Genomic DNA, 18,915 nt, shown 5'->3' with positions numbered 1-18,915 from the left:
CCCGCCGGAGAAGGCAATGCGCGCGGACGCCTCGATCCGGTCACACCGGCTTGACCGGCACACCTCCGGCCGCCGCGCCCAGCAGGGTCAGCCGTACGTCCTTCGGCCCGGACGGTGTGGTGCCGTCGGACAACACCGCCAGCGCCAGGGTGTTGGCGCCCCGTGTGCGCAGAATCCCGTTCGGCAGCACGAAAGTGTGCTGCGGCCCCACGTCGTTGATGTACTGGCCCATGTTCCAGCCGTTGAGGAAGATCTGGACGCGATAGGCCCTCTCCGGGTCGTCGTCGAGGACGAGCCCGACCGAGGCGTCGACGCCCGGGTCGACGTCCAGCCGGAAGTCCGTCCGGTACCAGGTCACGCCCTGGCGCCGGTCGTCCCGCGGGAGGTCGGCGTCCTTCCAGTCCGCGTCGTCGTGTTCGGGCAGATGCCAGCCCTCGCGCTCCCCGTACAGCCCGCCGTTGTTCATCGGCCCGCGCACGGGATCGGGCGTGGACGCGCCCTGGACGCGCCACGTCACCTCGGGGGAGCCGCCCTCGAAGGTGACGGCGGTCAGGCCGCGTGCGGCCTTGTGCGTGTCGAGCGCCTTGCCGTCCATGTCGTGCTGCATCGGCCGGACGAGCACGGACAGCACGTGCCGGTCACGCTTCCCGTCCCGCGCCTCGCGGAACCTCTCCCGCAGCTTCTCCGGCAGGTCGAAGACGGCCTTCGCCGTCCAAGTGCCCTGCCGTGCCCGCTTCTTGTCCGGCACCGGCATCCGGTGCGTGCCCAGCGGCTCCCCGTCCAGCCAGGCCATCAGCAGGCCCTGCGTGCCCGTGCTGTACGCGAGGGAGACGGACTCGACGCCGTTCTCGTCGCTCCACTCGCCCCGGTACCAGACGTCGCCGTAGTGGAAGCCGTAGTCGTCGGCGAAGAGCACGGGCTGCCCGTCGGGCACGGGCGTCGTGCTGAACGACGTCGTCCTGTCGGCCGTCGTCCAGCCGGAGTCGTCGAAACCGGGCTCGGACTCCGGGTTCTCCGCCCGCCACCGCCAGCCGTCCAGGGCGGGCAGGGCCGGCCGGGTCACACCGGGCAGCGGCCGCAGCGCCAGCAGACTGCCGGAGGCGCTGATCCGCGTGGGCACCGCACGCCCGTTCCACGTCACATGGGTGATCCCGGGCGGTCCCCACACCTCCAGGCCGGTCGCGCCGACGGTGTCACCGGTCAGGTGGACGGTGGAACCGCGCAGGGTGGCGGACCGCAGCAGCGCCGGGCCGTAGACGAGGAGTCGGCCGGACGGCGTCTCGTACGGCCACAGCCGCACGGCCGTCGCGTCGTCGGCGAAGAGCAGCAGCATCGGCGTGTCCACGCCGTCGCCCTCGACCCGCACCCGGCTCAGCCCGCCGGCCCCGAGCGGAGCGGTGATGTTCAGCTTGTTGAGGTTCCAGGACCACGCGGGCTCCGCGTCCAGCCGCATGGGTGTCGGTTCGTCCGGGCAGTCCAGTACGACCTGCGCCAGATCGCCCCGCCGGCCCGTGAACACGGCGATGTCCTGCCGTCCGGCGGTCAGGCTCAGCATGGGCTGCACGGTGGAGTGCACCAGCGTCCGCTTCCCGAGCCTCAGCCCGGCGGCGATCAGCTTGGCGTCCCGCGCCGGGACGGTGACCGGCACGTCGATCCCGGCGTCCGGCAGCGTCGAGGCGACCGCCTCGTCGGAGTCGTTGCGCAGGACGTAGACGTGCGCGCCGGTGTCGGGGTTGGCCAGGTGGTAGACCTTGATCCGCTCGTCGGTGGCCCGTACGGCCTTCGCCCGGTCCAGTCTGGCGAGGTCCGGCACATGCCGCAGCAGCTGCCCGAGCTGGTGCATCGTGGCGAGCTTGGGCGTGGCGTTGCGGGCCTCGTCGAAGGCCGCGCCGTAGTCGTACGAGGTGTAGACGGCCGGTGCGGGCAGCCAGCCCCAGGAGGTGCCGCCGAAGGTCATGTAGACGTTGTGCAGCGTGATGCCGTTGGCGAGGTGGGTGAGGTAGAAGCGCCGCTCGTAGGCCGCGTCCCGGGTCCGGCGCGCCTCGGCGTACCCCTTGCCGTCGAACCAGGACCCGCCCCACGGGTCGAACCAGCCCCCGCCGGACTCGGGCACGAACCCGGGCGTCCTCGGGCCGGCCGTGGCCCCGCCCTTCGCCCCGCCGGGCCCGAAGTGCCCCCAGTCGGGCGGCACCTCGCCCGGCTCCGGGTACGCGTCGAACCCGTACAGCCAGCGGCCCTTCTCGCCCCCGGTGCCGAACGACCCCGGGGCCCAGTGGCCGTTGCGCCCCTTGTCGTTGTGGAACAGCGGCACGTCGATGCCGTCGGCGCGGACCTTCTCGTACAGGTACGACATGTAGGCGCGCCCGGACGGCTCGTCGACGTGCGCGTCGTACTCGTTCTCGATCTGGTACAGCAGGACCGTGCCCGTGCCCCGGGTGAACAGCCGCTTGGCGACGACGGCGTTGACGGCGGTCAGCCACTCGTCGACGTACCGCAGATACGTCGGGTCGGAGGTCCGGGCCCTGCCCTCGGTCGCGGTCAGCCAACCGGGGAAGCCTCCCGCGTCGACCTCCGCGTTGATGTACGGGCCGGGCCGCACGATCACGTACAGACCGGTCTCGGCGGCCGTCCGCAGGAACAGGTCCAGGTCGCGCACACCGGTGAAGTCGTACCGGCCCGGGGCGGGGGAGTGGTAGTTCCAGGCGACGTACACACTGACGGCGTTGTAGCCGTGGGCACGCATCTTCTCCAGCATGTCCCGCCACAGCGACGGGCTCGGCAGCCGGAAGGGGTGCAGCTCGCCGGACCAGAGCACCAGGCGCCGGCCGTCGACCAGCAGCGAGTACCGGTCGAAGCCGATCTCGTGCCGCCTGCCGTCCGCGCTCGGCACGGGCGGCGGCGGGCCGGTGGGCACGCGGCGTCCCGGGACGGCGGAGGTCGGCGACCCGCTGCCGGTCAGCGCGAAGCCGAGCGCCGCCGTGCCGGCGAGAGCGTGGAAGGTACGCCTGCTGAGCTCCAAGGGAGCGCCTCCTGTTGTGCTGCCGTGCCGTACGTGGTGCTGGTGCGTCATTGTCTACAGGCCGACCGCGACAATGGTGCTATGAGGATCTCGGCACGTGCGGACTACGCGGTACGAGCGGTCGTGGAGCTGGCCGCCCGGCAAGGTGAGGGGCCGGTCAAGGCGGAGGCCGTCGCCTCCGCGCAGGACATTCCCCACAAGTTCCTGGAGGGGATCCTCGGCGATCTGCGCCGCGGGGGTGTCGTCGACAGCAGGCGCGGCGGGGGCGGTGGCTACCGGCTGGCCCGGGAGGCCGCCGAGATCACGGTCGCGGACGTGATCCGGGCCGTGGACGGCCCGATCGTCTCGGTACGCGGCGAGCGCCCGACCGGCCTCGCCTACACCGGCACGGCCGAGCCGCTGCTGCCGCTGTGGGTCGCCCTGCGGGCCAATGTGCGCAGGATCCTGGAGGGCGTGACGGTCGCCGACCTCGCGGCCGGGGCGCTGCCCGAGCCGGTGGAGCGGCTGGCGGCGGAACCGGCGGCGTGGGAGAACCCGTGACGGGCCGCGTCCGTGCCGGTGGGTGATCCTCATCGCGTCCTCGGGGAGTCCTGGGTCTGACGCACTGCACCGCACCTTATGTGTCCACCGACATCCCGCGTGAATTCACGCCACTGTGAATGGCCGGAGAGCGCCCTGGCCGACCCCTCCCGCCCTGCGTACGATGCCACCGCTCCCGGCCTTCACAGCTCCTTCATGGAATGGTCACAGGTCGGGGGTGCATGTGCTGTCGTCTTGACATGCTCATGCCCGCCTCGTGATCCACCCCCCACGAACGGATGGGAGAACCATGGCCGGTGGCCTGCTCCTGAGCGGCGCGATCGCAGCGCTCCTCACCAGCGCACTCCCCGCACAATCCCCGTCCTCCGGGTTCGACGACCCGCCCCCGGACAAGATCGTCATCAAGGTCGCCACGGTGAACGGCTCCGGCTGTCCCGCGGGCACGGCGGCGGTCGCCGTCTCCGAGGACAACACCGCGTTCACGGTCACCTACAGCGACTACCTCGCCCAGGCCGGCGGCGGCTCCGACCCGACCGCGTTCCGCAGGAACTGCCAGCTCAGCCTGATCGTCCACGTCCCCGGCGGCTTCACCTACGCCATCGCGAGCGCCGACTACCGGGGCTTCGCCTCCCTCCAGCCCGGCGCGAGCGGCTCCCAGCGAGCCTCGTACTACTTCCAGGGCTCACCGAGCACGGTGCAGAAGAACCACCCCTTCAGCGGCCCCCTCAACGACAACTGGCAGGCCACCGACGAGACGGACTGGGCCCAGCTGGTCTACGCACCCTGCGGGGTCCAGCGCAACTTCAACATCAACACCGAGCTCCGGGTCACCGCCGGTACCCAGTCGGCCAACAAGGTCAGCTTCATGACCATGGACTCGACGGACGGGGACATCAGCACGGTGTACCACCTGGCGTGGAAGGAGTGCCCGCCGAAGAAGTGACCGTAGGAACGGTGCGGTCCACCTCGGGGTGGGCCGCGCCCGGCAACCGCTCGTCCGCTGCTCTGCTACCGCTCTTCGAGCGCCGCCGCGGTCGCCACCACGAAGGCCTCCGGGTTGTCCAGCATGATGTTGTGCCCGCAGTCGGGGACCGCGACGACGGACACCCCGGCCTCGACCAGGGCGTGGGCGCCCGGAAGCGGGCCGTCGTCCTCGGGAAGCAGGAACGTGCGGGGGATCCGCAGCTCCAGGAGGATCTCGCGCATCGTGGGCACCGAGCCGCGGGTGAGGTGGAACGCGCTGCGGTGCAGTGCCTCCCGGCCCGCCAGTCTCATCGTGGCCCACCAGTGCGCCCCGACCCGGTCGCGGACCTCCTCCCACCCGCCGCCGTTCACGAACTCCTCCTCGGAGTAGAAGGCGATGCCGCTGCTGCCCGACGAACCGGGGGCGCGCGGGATCGGGTCGAGGTTGGCGTCGATCAGCACCAGGCGTGAGACCAGGCGAGGATGCCGGGCGGCCAGGACGATGGCGACGGAGCCGCCCATGCTGTGGGCGATGACTTCGGCGCCGGAGACACCGGCCTCCTCCAGGGCGGCGGCGAGCGCGTCGGCGTGCGATTCCAGCGTGTAGTCGAAGGTCGCCGGGCGATCGCTGAGGCCGTGGCCCAGGAGGTCGATCAGCAGCGAGCGACGGCCGGCCAGCCGGGGATCGACCGCGACTTCCGTGAAGTAGGCGGGCGACGTGGCGCCCAGCCCGTGCACGTACACCCGCGGCGGCTCCTGCCCCGGCAACTCGACCCATCTGATGTGATCGCCCTCGGGGGTCACGGCGGCGCTGCGCACGGTCTGCTCTCCTCTGTTCACGGTGGTCCGGGTGGGGAGAGCCATGAGCGTAGCCACAGCGGCGCGAGCCGCCGCCACGGGCTCGGAAAGGCGGTTGAGATCCGCCGTGCGGTCGGCGAGGCTCTTCGGCCATGGAGTTCCTCTGCTTCCACCGCGACAGACCCGGATCGCTTCCCCTGCGCGAGCAACTGGTGGAGGACCACTGGTCCTACATGGACCGGTACGCCGACGAGCTGATCGCCCGCGGCCCCACCTACGCCGATGACGGCGAGACCCCCACCGGCAGCATCCACATCGTCGATCTGCCGGGCCCCGCCGCCGCCCGGGCCTTCGCCTTCGACGAGCCCAACTACCAGGCGGGCGTGTACCGGGACGTACTGTTGCGCCGGTGGCGCAACCTGCTGGGCCGCACCATGTGGGACTTCCCAGGCGGCCCGACGGGCGGCAACCGCTACCTGGTGCTCGGCTTCGGGTCGGGCCAGGCGGCGGACCTCGAAATTCCCTCTGACACCCGTGACGAACTGATCGCGTACGGACCGCTCCTCTCCGACGACGGCAACGCCTGGCTGGGTACGGCGGCGCTGGTGCGGGCGCCCGACGCGGAGGCGGCGCGTGGCGTCCTGACGCGGGGGCGGTACGCCGATATCGAGGTGCACGACTGGGAGTTCGGCGGACGACGGTGAGGAGTGGCCCCGGAGCCCGGTGAAGCGGCTGGGCCCGGGGCCGTGTGTGCCGGTGTCAGCCCTGTTCCACGCCCAGTGTCAGCGCACCGGCGTAGCCGGCCGATGTCGTGCTGCCGAGGGCGGTGAGGGTGAGCAGGCCCGAACGGGCGCCTCCGCCGTCGTAGATGGAGTCCTGGGCGAGAGTGGTGCGGGGGACCGTGTTGACCGCGTACTGGGAGAGTCGCGCGACCTTGGCCGTGATCGTCTCGTCGAAGAAGAGCTGGCCGGTGTGCAGTTCCTGGCCGCCGGTGAAGGAGCCGTCGGAGGTCAGGGTGACGTTCGTGTGGACCTTGATGTGGATGTGCAGGCAGCGGCCCCGGTACCAGCCCGGGTAGATCGTGGTGATCTTCGCGACGCCGCTCGCGTCGGTGAGGACGCCGCCGCGCAGGAACGTGCCGTTGTCGGGCTCGTTGTGGCCGTTGTTCCCGACGAAGCCGGAGTACTCGCCGAGAGCGTCGCAGTGCCAGATCTCCACCAGGGCCTTGTTCAGCGGGGCGCAGGTGTCGTCGTCCACGACCGTGAGGGTCAGTTTCAGGGGGATGCCCGACTTGCCCTCGCTGATGTCGGCGCGAACGTACTGTCCGTCGAGGTAGTAGGGGCCCTCGGTCATCTCCTTCGTGAGGGTGCAGACGGCTGCGGCGGCGACGGGAGCGGTGTTGTCCGCCTGGGACGTGGGGGCGTCGGTCGACGCGGCGACTCCGACGGCCAGGGTCGCGGCGGTGGCGCCGGTGGCCAGGAGGACGGTGCGGCGTCCGACGGGGGATGAGTTGGCGCTCGTCTTGTCTGTCATGGACACGGCAGATTAGAGGCGGATTCTGTCCGTGCGCTGTGAGTTCGGCAAAGTGCTGCGGCGTCAAGTATCTGATGAGACAGGTACTTTATCGACCCCGGATCTCGCCGTGTCGGTCACAGCCGTTGCCGCGCGGGCCATTGACGCGCAAGAGGTTCGATTCTACGGTCCGTTCGAACTTGCGATCGCTGTTCGAGATATCGAGCAGTACTGACACCCCCACCGCAAGGAGGACCGTCATGAGCCGCTTCAGCCCGCGCAGGAGAACCGCCCTGCTCGCCCTCCCCGCCGCCGCCCTGCTCGCCCTCGTCCCGAGCGCGGCGTCCGCGTACCCCAACCCCGGCCGCGTCACCGGCGACGTCGTCACACACGACCCGTCGATGATCCGCACCTCGTCCGGCCAGTACCTGCTCTACGCCACCGGCGGCGGCATCGCCAACAAGACCTCCACCGACCGCACCGCCTTCCGCAACGGCGCCGACGCGTTCACCGCCAGGCCGAGCTGGTGGCGGAACTACTCCTCCGTCCCGGAGGCCTGGGCGCCGGACATCTCCTACCAGGGCGGCAAGTACCTGATGTACTACTCCGTCTCGAAGTTCGGCTCGAACACGTCCGCCATCGGCCTCGCGACGTCCAGCACCGGCCGGCCGGGCAGCTGGACCGACCAGGGCACGGTCTACACGTCGAACTCCGCGAGTGACTTCAACGCCATCGACCCGAACCTCTTCGTGAACGACGACGGCAAGTGGTGGCTGTCCTTCGGCAGTTGGTGGACCGGCATCAAGATGATCCAGATCAACCCCGCCACCGGGAAGCAGCTCTCGTCCAACACCACCCGCTACTCGCTCGCCTCCCGCCCGACCGGCACCAAGGCCGTCGAGGCACCCTTCATCGTCAAGCGGGGCGGCTACTACTACCTCTTCGCGTCCTACGACACCTGCTGCGCCGGCACCAGCTCCACCTACAAGGTGAAGGTCGGCCGCGCCACCAGCGTCACCGGGCCCTACGTCGACCGGAACGGCGTCTCCATGATGAACAACGGCGGCACCCCGGTCCTCGAGTCGCACGGCAGCGTCATCGGCCCGGGCGGTCAGTCGATCATGAAGGACGTCGACGGCGACCTGATCGTCTACCACTACTACGACGGCAACGACAACGGCACACCCAAGCTGGGCGTCAACCTCCTGAACTGGAGCAGCGGATGGCCCGTGGCCTACTGACGGCGGAACCTTAAGGGGCGCGAGGAACTGCGCGAACGACCACGACGCACCCGCGCCCGCCGGACTACCCGGCCTGCCCCATCCCCGCCGCGTTGGGCCAGGCCTGCGCGCCCGGCCACCCTGTGGCAGGCGCCGGGGACAAGCCGTTCGTCCCCCGCACCTGCGCCGCGGTCAGTCCGCCCCGGGCGGGAACCCCCGGCGGGGTGGGACCAGTGGGGGCCGGTGTGGGGACCGGCGCCGGAGCAGGGACCGGCGCCGGGGCTGGAGTCGGGACCGGGGCCGGAGCAGGGATCGGGGCAGGGATCGGGGCCGGCGCCTGGGCGACAGGAGCCAGCGGCGGCGCCGGAGCGGCCATGGGCTGCGGAGCCGACCGAGGCACCGGCTGCGGAGCGGGTTGCGGCACCGGCTGGGGCACCGCTTGAGGCACCGGCTGTGGCATCTGCTGCTGCCCCATCTGCCCGAGCTGGCTCAGCTGGCCTGTCTGTCCCATGGGCGCCGCCGCCGACATCGGCATCCCGCCCGCGGCAGCCGCCGGCACGGCACCCGTGGACGCCGCGGCGGGAAGCGGCATGCCCGTACCGGCGGCCGGGGCGGCTGCGGGGCCCGGACCGCCGATACCGGCGGCCTGAGCGGCAAGGCCCCGCATGCCGGACCCGTTGGTCTCGCTCACCAGACGGTCCACTGCCGCCGTACCCGAGCTGTAGCTGGTCCCATGGCCCAGCTCGGATACGGCGGCTCCCCTCCTGGACGTCCCGTAGAGCACCTGTTCCAGGCCGGACACCAGGCGACGCACGTCCACCTGGGGGCGCACCACGAGACGCAGGAAGCGGCTGGACGAACCGATCTTGTTGCCGCACTCGCGGACCAGGATCCGGTGCTCGGTGAGCATCCGGTCCCGGACCACCGTGCCCTCGGCACCCACGGGGAGGCGCACGAAGAGGAAGTTGCCCTGGGACGGGTAGACCGTCAGACCGGGCAGGGAAGACAGCTGGCTGGCCATGTCGAGCCGGTCGCGGCGCACCTGCTGGAGGCTCTGCGCGTACTCGTTGCCGTGCTCCTTGAGCATGAAGACGACGTGCTCGGCGAAGGAGTTGAGGTTCCACTTGGGGAGCATGGACCTCACCCGCCCGGCGAGCGCCGGGTTGGCGACCAGGTAGCCGAAGCGGATGCCGTGAAGGCCGAAGTTCTTGCCGAGGCTGCGCAGCACGACCACGTTGGGCCGCAGCATCGCCTCCTGGACGACGGACGGCTCCGCCTCGGCGTCCGCGAACTCCAGGAACGACTCGTCGATGACGACCAGGTCCAGGTCGGCCATGGCGTCCATGAACTGGACGATCGCGTGCTTGTGCAGGAAGCCGCCGTCGGGGTTGTTGGGGTTGCAGATGACGGCGACGCGCGTGCCCCTCGCGCGGATGAACTCGGCGTACTGCGCGAGGTCGAGGGCGAAGCCGCTGGACTCCTGGAGCGGGAACATGTCGACCCGCTTGCCGGTCTCCATGGGCTGGTCGGTCCAGCGGCCGAACGTGGGGACGGGGATGGCGAGGGACTCGCGGACCAGCAGGTGGTCGATCCAGGTGATGAGCTCGGTGGAGCCGTTGCCCATCGCCACGCACTGCGGCGGCAGCTGGAGCAGGTTGCACAGCTCGGCCGTGATGGTGTCGGCGCTGCTCGGGTAGTACGTGATGATGTCGCGCAGTCTGCCCGCCATGTCCTCGAACATGGCCGGGGTGGGGAAGTAGGGGTTGCAGGGGATGCAGAAGTCCACCGGCCCGGCTCCGTCGCCGCCCTCGCGCGTCAACGCCGCCATCGAGGGGCTGTGTGCCGCAGTGCTGCGGAACAGCGAGGTGACGTTGTCGGCCATGGAACCTCCGTATGAGGCGGGCCCGTGGGGGACGGACGAACCCGACGTTTAAGGGTGGCCCGCGCGGGGGAGCGCGGGCCACCCTTGGATACGGAGCTTGTGGTGACACTGTTCAACCGTCAGGGAACCAGTCAGAACTTGTGTCCTACCCGTGAAGGGCTGTCAGTAGCCGAACGTGTGGATGGTCGTCGTCCGGTAGGTCTGCCCGGGCCGCAGCACCGTCGACGGGAACTTCGGCTTGTTCGGCGAGTCCGGGAAGTGCTGGGTCTCCAGGCACAGCGCGTCGCCCTGCCGGTAGGTGCGGCCGGACGGGCCGGTCAGGGTGCCGTCGAGGAAGTTGCCGGAGTAGAACTGCAGGCCCGGCTCGTTCGTGGCGATCTTCAGGGTGCGGCCGGAGGACGGGTCGCGCAGGGTGGCGGCGTGCTCGGGCCGGGCGGTGATGCCCTTGTCGAGGACCCAGTTGTGGTCGAAGCCCTTGGCGGTGACCAGCTGGGGGTGCGAGACGCGGATGTCCCGGCCGATCGGCTTGGCGCGAGTGAAGTCGAAGGGCGTGCCCGCGACCTTGGCCAGCTCGCCCGTGGGGATCAGGCCCGCGTCGGTGGGCGTGAAGCGGGAGCCCGCGATCTGGAGCTCGTGGTCCTCGATCGTGCCGCTGCCCGCGCCGGCCAGGTTCCAGTAGACGTGGCTGGTGAGGTTGACGACGGTGGCCTTGTCGGTGGTGGCCTCGTAGTCGATGCGCCAGTCGCCGCGCCGGGTGAGCGTGTACGTCACCTTCGCCTTGAGCGTGCCGGGGTAGCCCATCTCGCCGTCGACGCTCGTGTAGTACAGGTGCAGGCCGACGTCGGTGCCCTTGGTGAACGGCTCGACGTCCCACACCCGCTTGTCGAAGCCCTTGGCGCCGCCGTGCAGGCTCTGCTCACCGTCGTTGACGGAGAGCTGGTAGTCCTTGCCGTCCAGCGTGAACTTGCCCTTGCCGATGCGGTTGCCGTAGCGGCCGATGAGGGCGCCGAAGTACGGGCTCTTGGCGACGTAGTCCTCGAGGGTGGCGAAACCGGCGCTGACGTTGGCGTAGTGGCCCCGGCGGTCGGGGATCTCCAGGGACTGGACGATGCCGCCGTAGGAGAGGACCTTCAGGCGGGTGCCGCCGTTCTCCAGCGACCAGCTGTAGACCTTGGTGCCGTCGGCGAGCTTGCCGAAGAGCGTCTTCACCGGCTTCCTGCCTCCCGTGGCGTGCGCCGTGCCACCGAGCGTGGTGGCGGCGATGCCCGCCGCCGCGGCTCCCGCGATGACCGTACGTCTGTTCAGTTCCATGTGTGCGGCTCCCCTATAAGGAGAGGGCCCCGCCTTTCCGGCGGGGCCCCGATCTGACTTACGAACCGACCTTGCGCTTGTTCCACACGTCGAACCCGACCGCCGCCAGCAGCACCAGGCCCTTGATGACCTGCTGCCAGTCGGTGCCGATGCCGACGAGGTTCATACCGTTGTTCAGCACGCCCAGGACCAGGCCACCGATGATCGCGCCGAGCACGGTGCCGACACCGCCGCTCATCGACGCGCCGCCGATGAACGAGGCCGCGATCGCCTCCAGCTCGAAGTTGAGGCCGGCCTTGGGAGAGGCCGCGTTGAAGCGGGCGGCGAAGACCAGACCCGCCAGGGCCGCGAGCATGCCCATGTTCAGGAAGACCAGGAAGGTGACCTTCTTGTCCTTCACACCCGACAGCTTGGCCGCCGGGAGGTTGCCGCCGATGGCGTAGATGTGGCGGCCGATGATCGCGTTGCGCATCACGTAGCCGAAGCCGACGAGCAGCACACCGAGGATGAGCAGGACGATCGGGGCGCCCTTGTAGCTGGCCAGCAGCATGGTGAGCGTCAGCACGGCGGCGCCGATCGCGACCAGCTTCAGCAGGAACAGCTTGGTGGGCGGGACGTCCAGGTGGAACTCCTGCTGCCGCTTGCGGTCACGGACCTCCTGGAAGATCACGAAGGCGATCATCGCGAAGCCCAGCAGCAGGGTCAGGTTGTGGTAGTTGGTGTTCGGGCCGACCTCGGGCAGGAACCCGTTGGCGACCTTCTGCAGGCCCTCCGGGAACGGGCCGAGCGTCTGGCCCTCCAGGAAGATCTCGGTCAGACCGCGGAAGATCAGCATGCCCGCCAGGGTCACGATGAAGGACGGTATGCCGCCGTACGCGATGAAGAACCCCTGGATGGCACCCGCGACCGCGCCCACGGCCAGGCACAGCACCACGGCGAGGACCCACGGTATGTCGTGTTTGACCATGAACACCGCGGCCATGGAGCCGACGAACGCCGTGAGCGAACCGACCGACAGGTCGATGTGGCCCGCGATGATGACCAGCATCATGCCGATCGCGAGGATCAGGATGTAGCTGTTCTGAAGCACCAGGTTGGAGACGTTGCGCGGCAGCAGCAGGTCGCCGTCGGTCCACACGGCGAACAGCACCACGATCAGGCCCAGGGCGATCAGCATGCCGTACTGCCGCATGTTGCGGCGCATGCCCTCCACCACCAGCTGCAACAGGCCGTCGCCCGCGGCCCCTCCGCTCTTGCCCGACGGCGCGGGGGCCGGGCTCTTGGCGGTCACGTCCGTGCTCATCGGGTTACCTCTTTGTCCTTCGTCATCTGACGCATCAGCGATTCCTGGGAGGCCTCGGCCCGCGAGAACTCACCCGTCAGCCGCCCCGCGGCCATCGTGTAGATGCGGTCGCACATGCCGAGCAGCTCGGGCAGCTCGGAGGAGATGAAGACGACCGCCTTGCCCTGGGCGGCCAGCTGGTCGATGACCGTGTAGATCTCGTACTTGGCACCGACGTCGATGCCGCGCGTCGGCTCGTCCAGGATCAGCACGTCCGGACCCGAGAAGATCCACTTGCTGAGGACGACCTTCTGCTGGTTGCCGCCGGACAGCTTGCCCACCGGCTCGAAGACGGTCGGCGCCTTGATGTTCATGGACTTGCGGAAGCCCTCGGCGACCTGCCGCTCCTCGTGCTCGTCGACCACACCGCGCTTGGCGACCTTGCCGAGGGCCGTCAGCGAGATGTTCCGGTTGATGGTGTCGATGAGGTTGAGGCCGTAGTGCTTGCGGTCCTCGGTGACGTACGCGATCCCGTGCCTGACCGCCTCGGGGACGGTCTTGGTGCGGATCTCCGTGCCGTCCTTGAGGACCGTCCCGGCCGCGTACCGGCCGTACGTCCGCCCGAAGACGCTCATCGCGAGTTCGGTGCGGCCGGCGCCCATCAGGCCGGCGATGCCGACGATCTCGCCGCGCCGCACCTGGAGGGAGACGTCGTCGACGACCTTGCGCTGCTGGTCGATCGGGTGGTGCACGGTCCAGCCCCGGATCTCCAGGGCGGGCGCCACGCCCTCCTCGGGCTCGTGCGGCGACCGCTCCGGGAAGCGGTTCTCCAGGTCGCGGCCGACCATGCCGCTGATGATCCGGTCCTCGGTGGTCTCCGGGGCCTTGACGTCGAGGGTCTCGATGGTCTGGCCGTCACGGATGATCGTCACCGAGTCGGCGACCTTGCGGATCTCGTTGAGCTTGTGGGAGATGATGATCGAGGTGATGCCCTGCTTCTTCAACTCCAGGATGAGATCCAGGAGTTTGCCGCTGTCCTCGTCGTTCAGCGCGGCGGTCGGCTCATCCAGGATGAGCAGCTTCACCTTCTTCGACAGGGCCTTCGCGATCTCCACGAGCTGCTGCTTGCCGACGCCGATGTCGGCGACGCGGGTGTCCGGGTGGTCGGAGAGACCGACCCGGCGCAGCAGTTCCGTGGCGTGACGCAGGGTCTCGGTCCAGCTGATGATCCCGCGCGTGGCGTGCTCGTTGCCGAGGAAGATGTTCTCCGCGAGGGAGAGGTAGGGCACCAGGGCCAGTTCCTGGTGGATGATCACGATGCCGCGCTCTTCGCTGGCCCGGATGTCCTTGAACTGGCAGACCTCTCCCTCGAAGAGGATGTCGCCCTCGTAGGTGCCGTGCGGGTGGACGCCGGAGAGGACCTTCATCAGGGTCGACTTGCCGGCGCCGTTCTCCCCGCAGATGGCGTGGACCTCGCCCTGACGGACGGTCAGTGAAACGTCCGACAGCGCCTTGACGCCGGGAAAGGTCTTGACGATCGAGCGCATTTCCAGGACGGGTCCCGCCATGGTCGTGCCTTCCATTCAGTGGTGAATCGTCGGTCGGTGGCGGGGACTACTTGAGGTCGCTTGCCTTGTGGTAGCCGGAGTCGATGACGACCTTCTGGTAGTTGGACTTGTCGACGCTCACGGGCTTCAGCAGGTACGCGGGCACGACCTTCACGCCGTTGTCGTAGGTCTTGGTGTCGTTGAGCTCCGGCTTCTTGTCGTTCAGCGCCGCATCGACCATGTTCGTGGCCACCTTGGCGAGTTCGCGGGTGTCCTTGAAGACGGTCTGGGTCTGCTGGCCCGCCTCGATCGACTTCAGGGAGGCGACCTCGGCGTCCTGGCCGGTGACGACCGGCAGCGGCTTGCTCTTGGAGCCGTAGTCGTCGGACTTCAGCGCCGACAGGATGCCGATGGAGATGCCGTCGTAGGGGGAGAGGACGGCGTCGACGCGCTCGCTCTTGTAGGCCGAGGTCAGGATGTCGTCCATGCGCTTCTGGGCGGTGCCGCCGTCCCAGCGCAGCGTGGTGACCTGGTTGAGCTTGGTCTGGCCGGAGCGGACGACGAGCTGCTTCTTGTCGATGTAGGGCTGGAGGACCTTCATCGCCCCGCCGAAGAAGTAGCGGGTGTTGTTGTCGTCGTTGGAGCCGGCGAACAGCTCGATGTTGAAGGGGCCCTTCTTGGAGCCGTCCTTCAGACCCAGCTTCTCGACGATGTAGCTGCCCTGGAGTTCGCCGACCTTCTCGTTGTCGAAGGAGGCGTAGTAGTCGACGTCCTTCGTGCCGAGGATCAGGCGGTCGTAGGAGATGACCGGGATGTTCGCGTCCTTGGCCTGCTGGAGCACGTTGTTCATCGACTTGTTGTCGATGGCGGCGATGATCAGCGCCTTGACGCCCTGCGTGATCAGGTTCTCGACCTGGGAGACCTGCTGGTCCGGGTCGTCCTCGCCGTAGACCAGCTTGGGCTTGTAGCCCTTGGCCTCCAGGTTCTTCTTGACGTAGTCGCCGTCGAGGATCCAGCGCTCGGAGGACTTGGTCGGCATCGCGATGCCGATGGTCCCGCCCTTGGCGTCTCCTTCGCCTTCCTTGCTGCCTCCCTCGCCGCTCTGGCCGCACGCGGACAGGGTCAGGGCGAGGGACGCGGCTCCGGCTATGGCGGCGAGAGCGGCTCTGCGGTTACGCATGATGATCATCCTTGATCTGTGTGCAGGGCTCGGTCCGATGGGCGCGAAGTCGCTCCGGGTGGTCGTGCCGGAAAGACCGAGAAGAGATGTGTCGGATTGTGGTCGGCTGTGTCTTCTTTTGTGAAGCCGAGTTTCCGGAACGTTATGCCGAGATTTCGAACCGTTGCAGAACGCCCGGCAGTCGGGACCCGAGCGGCGCCATGTCGCCGTCCGCGCCGTGACGGGCCAGCAGATCCAGGGCGAGCCGGCCGCGCCGCACCCGCTCCTTGGCCGTGGCCAGGGTCAACTCCCGCATGTGGTGCCCGTACGGGTAGATCCCCGGGGCCTTGGACAGACCGAACTTCAGGTACAACGGGGCCCCGCGCCGGATGAGTTCGGCGACCTCGTACATCCGGACGTAGCCGCCGAGGTCGTCGGGGGCCTCGATGTACATGTCCATCGGAGCGCCCGACACCCGCCGGATCTCGGTGAGGTGATCCAGCGTCAGGTCGCTGGGCACGTTGACCGAGTCGGCGCCCAGCTTCTCGTACACCGCGTACGCCGCCGGGTTGACCGGCCCGATGAGCGCGCTCACCTTGAGGGTCGTGTCGGCCGGGATGATGCCGGCCGCGCGCGCCCGGTGCAGCGTCCACAGCACGCCCTCGTCGGCGACGAGCAGGCACTTGACGCCCAACTCCGTCGCCCGCACGGCGTCTTCGACACACCCGGCGACGGCGTCGTGGCCGCGGGCTCTGAGGCCCGCCCCGCGCGAGTCGGTCCGGGTCGAGCCGCCGATGTCCCAGGTGCCGCGCGGACCGGTGAACAGGCAGAGCTCGATGTCGCGTTCGCCGGTCGCCTCCACCATCTCGGTGATCTCGGCGTCGGTCAGCATCCACACGCCGCTGCCCTGGCTGATCCGGTGGATCGGCACGTCCAGCCGCGAGGCCTCCTTCAGGACCACCGCCAGCGCCTCGGGACCCTCGCAGGAGGGGATCTCGGTGCGCCAGCGGCCGCCGCCGGGGAAGGAGTGCGGCGAGGCGTCGGCGGGGTCGAGGGCGGGCGCGCTCAGGCCGAGTTCGGCGAGCGCCTGCTCCCCGGGCCTGCGGACTGCCGTGGCGGAAGCGTCGGTCACAGGAATGTCCTTCAGTTCGATATTTCGGACGAGGTTCGCGGCTCTGGGTAGGGCAAGGCTGGGGTGTACGCCGGCACGGGAGCCGTCAGGTTGCCCCCGTACCGGCGTACGTCTACGGGCGGAGCAGCACCTTGCCCACCTTCGGATCGCCGGCTCCCACCAGCTCGATGGCCCGCGAGAACTCGGCGAGCGGCAGCTCGTGCGTCACCAGCGGCAGCGGGTCGAGCAGACCGGCCGCGAACACCCGCACCGTGTGCGCCCAGGCGTCCGGCGGAGCACCGAAGACGGTGTGCACCTCCAACTGCTTCACGACCAGGTCCGTCGGATCCAGACCGTCGGCGCCGGGCGCCGGGATGCCGGTCAGGACCAGCCGGCCGCCACGCCGGAGCAGGGCGGCGGAGACCCGGGCGGCGTCCGCGGACCCGGCGGTCTCGATGACGACGTCGAAGTCGTCCGGGAGCTCCTGGTCCTTCGTGCGGAAGTCGGTCGCCCCGTACTGCCGCGACAACTCCTCGCGGTCGTTGCGGGTGCCGACCACCAGCAGTTCGGCCGGCGCGTTCGCCTTGAGGAACTGCACCGCGAACATGCCGAGCGTGCCGGTGCCCACCACGGCGACGCGCTCGCCGGGCCGCGCGTTCGCCTTCAGCGCGGCGGCCGCGATGCACGCGGCGGGCTCCAGCAGGGCCGCCGCGGTGAGGTCGCAGTCGTCGGGGAGGGCGTGCAGGAGACGGGCCGGCAGCGTCAGCGTGGCCGCCATCGCGCCCGGCTGGGTGAACCCGGTCTCCTCGTAACCGGCCGTGCACAGCGTCGTGTCGCCCGCGTGGCAGCGGTCGCAGACCTGGCAGTTGCGGAAGCCCTCGCCGACGACCTTGCGGCCGACGAGGGACCCGGGGACACCGGCGCCCACGGCCTCCACCGTCCCGGACCACTCGTGGCCCGGGGTGAGCGGGTAGCGCACATACCCCTCGGGGCGGTTGCCCTGGTAGACCTCGCGGTCGCTGCCGCAGATGCCGGAGGCGTGGACGCGGACCAGCGCCTCGCCGGCCTCGGGCTGCCGGGGCTCGTGCGGGACGAGGCGGTGCTCGCCCGGGGCGTCGATGACGACCGCGGTGTTCGCGTCGGCGGTGCTCACGTCGCTCCTGAGGTTTTCGAAGGTTTCGGTTGCCGGGTCCGGGTTTGCGCGCTCCGGACGGTCACTGACCGCCCTTGGGCTTGCGCTGCTCCCAGCCCTCCGCCCAGAGGTCGAAGCGGGCCTGCTGCTGGGGGAACTCGGCGGCGGCGTCGACGTCCAGCTCGACGCCGAGACCGGGCGCGTCGGAGACGTGGAAGCAGCCGTCCTCCGGGTTCACCTGCGGGGCGCCCTTGACGACCTTCTTGATCTCCGCGTCGGCGAAGTCGTTGAAGTGCTCCAGGATCTTGAAGTTCGGGGAGGTGAAGCCGACCTGGAGGGAGGCGGCGGTCAGGACCGAGCCGCCCACGTTGTGGGGGGCCACCAGCATGTAGTGCGTCTCGGCGGTCGCCGCGAGCTTCCGGGTCTCCCAGATTCCACCGATGTGGCCGACGTCCGGCTGGATGATGTCCACGGCCTGGCTCTCGAACAGCTCGCGGAACTCGATCCGGTCGTGGATGCGCTCACCGGTGGCCACCGGCATGTCGACCTTGGCGGCGACCTTCTCCAGGGCCTTGAGGTTCTCCGGCGGGACCGGCTCCTCCAGCCACGCCGGCTTGAAGGGTGCGAGCTCCTTGGCCAGGCGTACGGCCGTGGCGGGGGAGAAGCGGCCGTGCATCTCCAGCATCAGCTCCGCCTCGGGGCCGATGGCGTCGCGTACGGCCTCGATCAGGGAGACGGCGTACAGGGTCTGCTCGTGGTCGAGCTCGAAGTGCCCGGTGCCGAACGGGTCGATCTTCAGCGCCCGGTAGCCGCGCTCCATCACGCCCTGAGCGGCCTTGTGGTACGCCTCCGGAGTCCGTTCGGTGGTGTACCAGCCGTTGGCGTACGCCTTGACCTTGTCGGTGACCTTGCCGCCCAGCAGCTGCCAGACGGGGACGCCGAGGGCCTTGCCCTTGATGTCCCAGCACGCCATCTCGATGACGGCGATACCGGACATCACGATCTCACCGGCGCGGCCGTAGTCGCCGTACTTCATGCGCTTGACGAGGTCCTCGACAGCGAAGGGGTCCGAGCCGAGAATGTGGTTGGCCTGGGCCTCCTTCAGGTAACCGAGAAGGGCGTCGGTGTGTCCCAGCATCCGGGTCTCGCCGACTCCGGTGATTCCCTCGTCGGTGTGCACCTGGACGTACGTCAGGTTGCGCCACGGCGTCCCGACCACGTGTGTGCTGATTCCGGTGATGCGCACGGCGGTTGTCCCTCGCAGCTTCGTCGGCTCAGTTCCGTCAGTCATTCAGTTCAGTTCGACGTGTTCGAGATTTCGTCACACGTTCGAAATGCTGGCGTGACAGTAAGGACGGGGCGGTGGGGGTGTCAATGGGTCACGCGCATAACGGTTTCGACAGTTTCGAAACCACGGGTGGGGTGTGTCCCTACAGAAC

The 18,915-nt window shown here is 69.4% G+C and carries 15 protein-coding genes; 4 read left to right on the top strand and 11 right to left on the bottom strand.

Annotated elements, in window-relative coordinates:
* Nucleotides 1-40: 40 nt before the first annotated feature.
* On the bottom strand, nt 41-3,019 hold the full coding sequence (locus tag ABEA82_RS01530) for a glycoside hydrolase family 35 protein (RefSeq protein WP_345659486.1): 2,979 nt from the start codon (nt 3,017-3,019) through the stop codon (nt 41-43).
* 81 nt (nt 3,020-3,100) lie between these two features.
* Here ABEA82_RS01530 and ABEA82_RS01525 point away from each other — a divergent pair, with 81 nt between their 5' ends.
* Both ABEA82_RS01525 and ABEA82_RS01520 read left to right on the top strand, forming a co-directional pair.
* The gene (locus tag ABEA82_RS01525) at nt 3,101-3,559 is read left to right on the top strand and encodes an RrF2 family transcriptional regulator (protein ID WP_345659485.1); all 459 of its coding nucleotides are present in this window, start codon (nt 3,101-3,103) and stop codon (nt 3,557-3,559) included.
* 289 nt (nt 3,560-3,848) lie between these two features.
* Complete coding sequence (locus ABEA82_RS01520; RefSeq protein WP_345659484.1) at nt 3,849-4,502, top strand: DUF4360 domain-containing protein; 654 nt, start codon at nt 3,849-3,851, stop codon at nt 4,500-4,502.
* A 65-nt stretch (nt 4,503-4,567) separates the two neighbouring features.
* On the opposite strand, the gene ABEA82_RS01515 is transcribed toward ABEA82_RS01520, so the two are convergent.
* Nucleotides 4,568-5,341 carry an alpha/beta fold hydrolase gene (locus tag ABEA82_RS01515; RefSeq protein WP_345659483.1) on the bottom strand — a complete coding sequence of 258 codons (774 nt, stop codon included), beginning with the start codon at nt 5,339-5,341 and terminating at the stop codon, nt 4,568-4,570.
* A gap of 131 nt (nt 5,342-5,472) precedes the next feature.
* On the opposite strand from ABEA82_RS01515, the gene ABEA82_RS01510 reads away from it, so the two are divergent.
* Nucleotides 5,473-6,024: a YciI family protein gene (locus ABEA82_RS01510; RefSeq protein WP_345659482.1), complete on the top strand. Its 552-nt coding sequence runs from the start codon at nt 5,473-5,475 to the stop codon at nt 6,022-6,024.
* Between the two features lie 55 nt (nt 6,025-6,079).
* Here ABEA82_RS01510 and ABEA82_RS01505 read toward each other — a convergent pair whose 3' ends face one another.
* Nucleotides 6,080-6,853 carry an intradiol ring-cleavage dioxygenase gene (locus ABEA82_RS01505; RefSeq protein ID WP_345659481.1) on the bottom strand — a complete coding sequence of 258 codons (774 nt, stop codon included), beginning with the start codon at nt 6,851-6,853 and terminating at the stop codon, nt 6,080-6,082.
* A gap of 239 nt (nt 6,854-7,092) precedes the next feature.
* On the opposite strand from ABEA82_RS01505, the gene ABEA82_RS01500 reads away from it, so the two are divergent.
* Nucleotides 7,093-8,073 carry an arabinan endo-1,5-alpha-L-arabinosidase gene (locus ABEA82_RS01500; protein ID WP_345659480.1) on the top strand — a complete coding sequence of 327 codons (981 nt, stop codon included), beginning with the start codon at nt 7,093-7,095 and terminating at the stop codon, nt 8,071-8,073.
* A 64-nt stretch (nt 8,074-8,137) separates the two neighbouring features.
* On the opposite strand, the gene ABEA82_RS01495 is transcribed toward ABEA82_RS01500, so the two are convergent.
* The 8 genes from ABEA82_RS01495 to ABEA82_RS01460 all read right to left on the bottom strand — a co-directional run bounded on the left by ABEA82_RS01495 (nt 8,138) and on the right by ABEA82_RS01460 (nt 18,722).
* The gene (locus tag ABEA82_RS01495) at nt 8,138-9,934 is read right to left on the bottom strand and encodes a pyridoxal phosphate-dependent aminotransferase (protein ID WP_345659479.1); all 1,797 of its coding nucleotides are present in this window, start codon (nt 9,932-9,934) and stop codon (nt 8,138-8,140) included.
* 162 nt (nt 9,935-10,096) lie between these two features.
* Entirely contained in the window at nt 10,097-11,245 is a 1,149-nt protein-coding gene (locus ABEA82_RS01490; RefSeq protein ID WP_345659478.1) for an aldose epimerase family protein, read from the bottom strand.
* 58 nt (nt 11,246-11,303) lie between these two features.
* Nucleotides 11,304-12,548: a multiple monosaccharide ABC transporter permease gene (gene mmsB, locus ABEA82_RS01485; RefSeq protein ID WP_345659477.1), complete on the bottom strand. Its 1,245-nt coding sequence runs from the start codon at nt 12,546-12,548 to the stop codon at nt 11,304-11,306.
* On the bottom strand, nt 12,545-14,095 hold the full coding sequence (gene mmsA / locus ABEA82_RS01480; protein ID WP_345659476.1) for a multiple monosaccharide ABC transporter ATP-binding protein: 1,551 nt from the start codon (nt 14,093-14,095) through the stop codon (nt 12,545-12,547). The genes mmsB and mmsA overlap by 4 nt, the downstream gene beginning before the upstream one ends.
* 46 nt (nt 14,096-14,141) lie before the next feature.
* On the bottom strand, nt 14,142-15,254 hold the full coding sequence (gene chvE, locus ABEA82_RS01475) for a multiple monosaccharide ABC transporter substrate-binding protein (protein WP_423659675.1): 1,113 nt from the start codon (nt 15,252-15,254) through the stop codon (nt 14,142-14,144).
* A 142-nt stretch (nt 15,255-15,396) separates the two neighbouring features.
* Nucleotides 15,397-16,365 carry a glycosyltransferase family protein gene (locus ABEA82_RS01470; RefSeq protein WP_345659474.1) on the bottom strand — a complete coding sequence of 323 codons (969 nt, stop codon included), beginning with the start codon at nt 16,363-16,365 and terminating at the stop codon, nt 15,397-15,399.
* A 112-nt stretch (nt 16,366-16,477) separates the two neighbouring features.
* On the bottom strand, nt 16,478-17,497 hold the full coding sequence (locus tag ABEA82_RS01465; RefSeq protein WP_345659473.1) for a zinc-dependent alcohol dehydrogenase: 1,020 nt from the start codon (nt 17,495-17,497) through the stop codon (nt 16,478-16,480).
* Between the two features lie 61 nt (nt 17,498-17,558).
* Complete coding sequence (locus tag ABEA82_RS01460; RefSeq protein WP_345659472.1) at nt 17,559-18,722, bottom strand: mandelate racemase/muconate lactonizing enzyme family protein; 1,164 nt, start codon at nt 18,720-18,722, stop codon at nt 17,559-17,561.
* Nucleotides 18,723-18,915 lie beyond the last annotated feature (193 nt).

It is taken from the genome of Streptomyces venetus (genome assembly GCF_039540295.1).
GTDB lineage: Bacteria > Actinomycetota > Actinomycetes > Streptomycetales > Streptomycetaceae > Streptomyces > Streptomyces venetus.
This window is presented reverse-complemented; position numbering and strand designations above follow the sequence as displayed.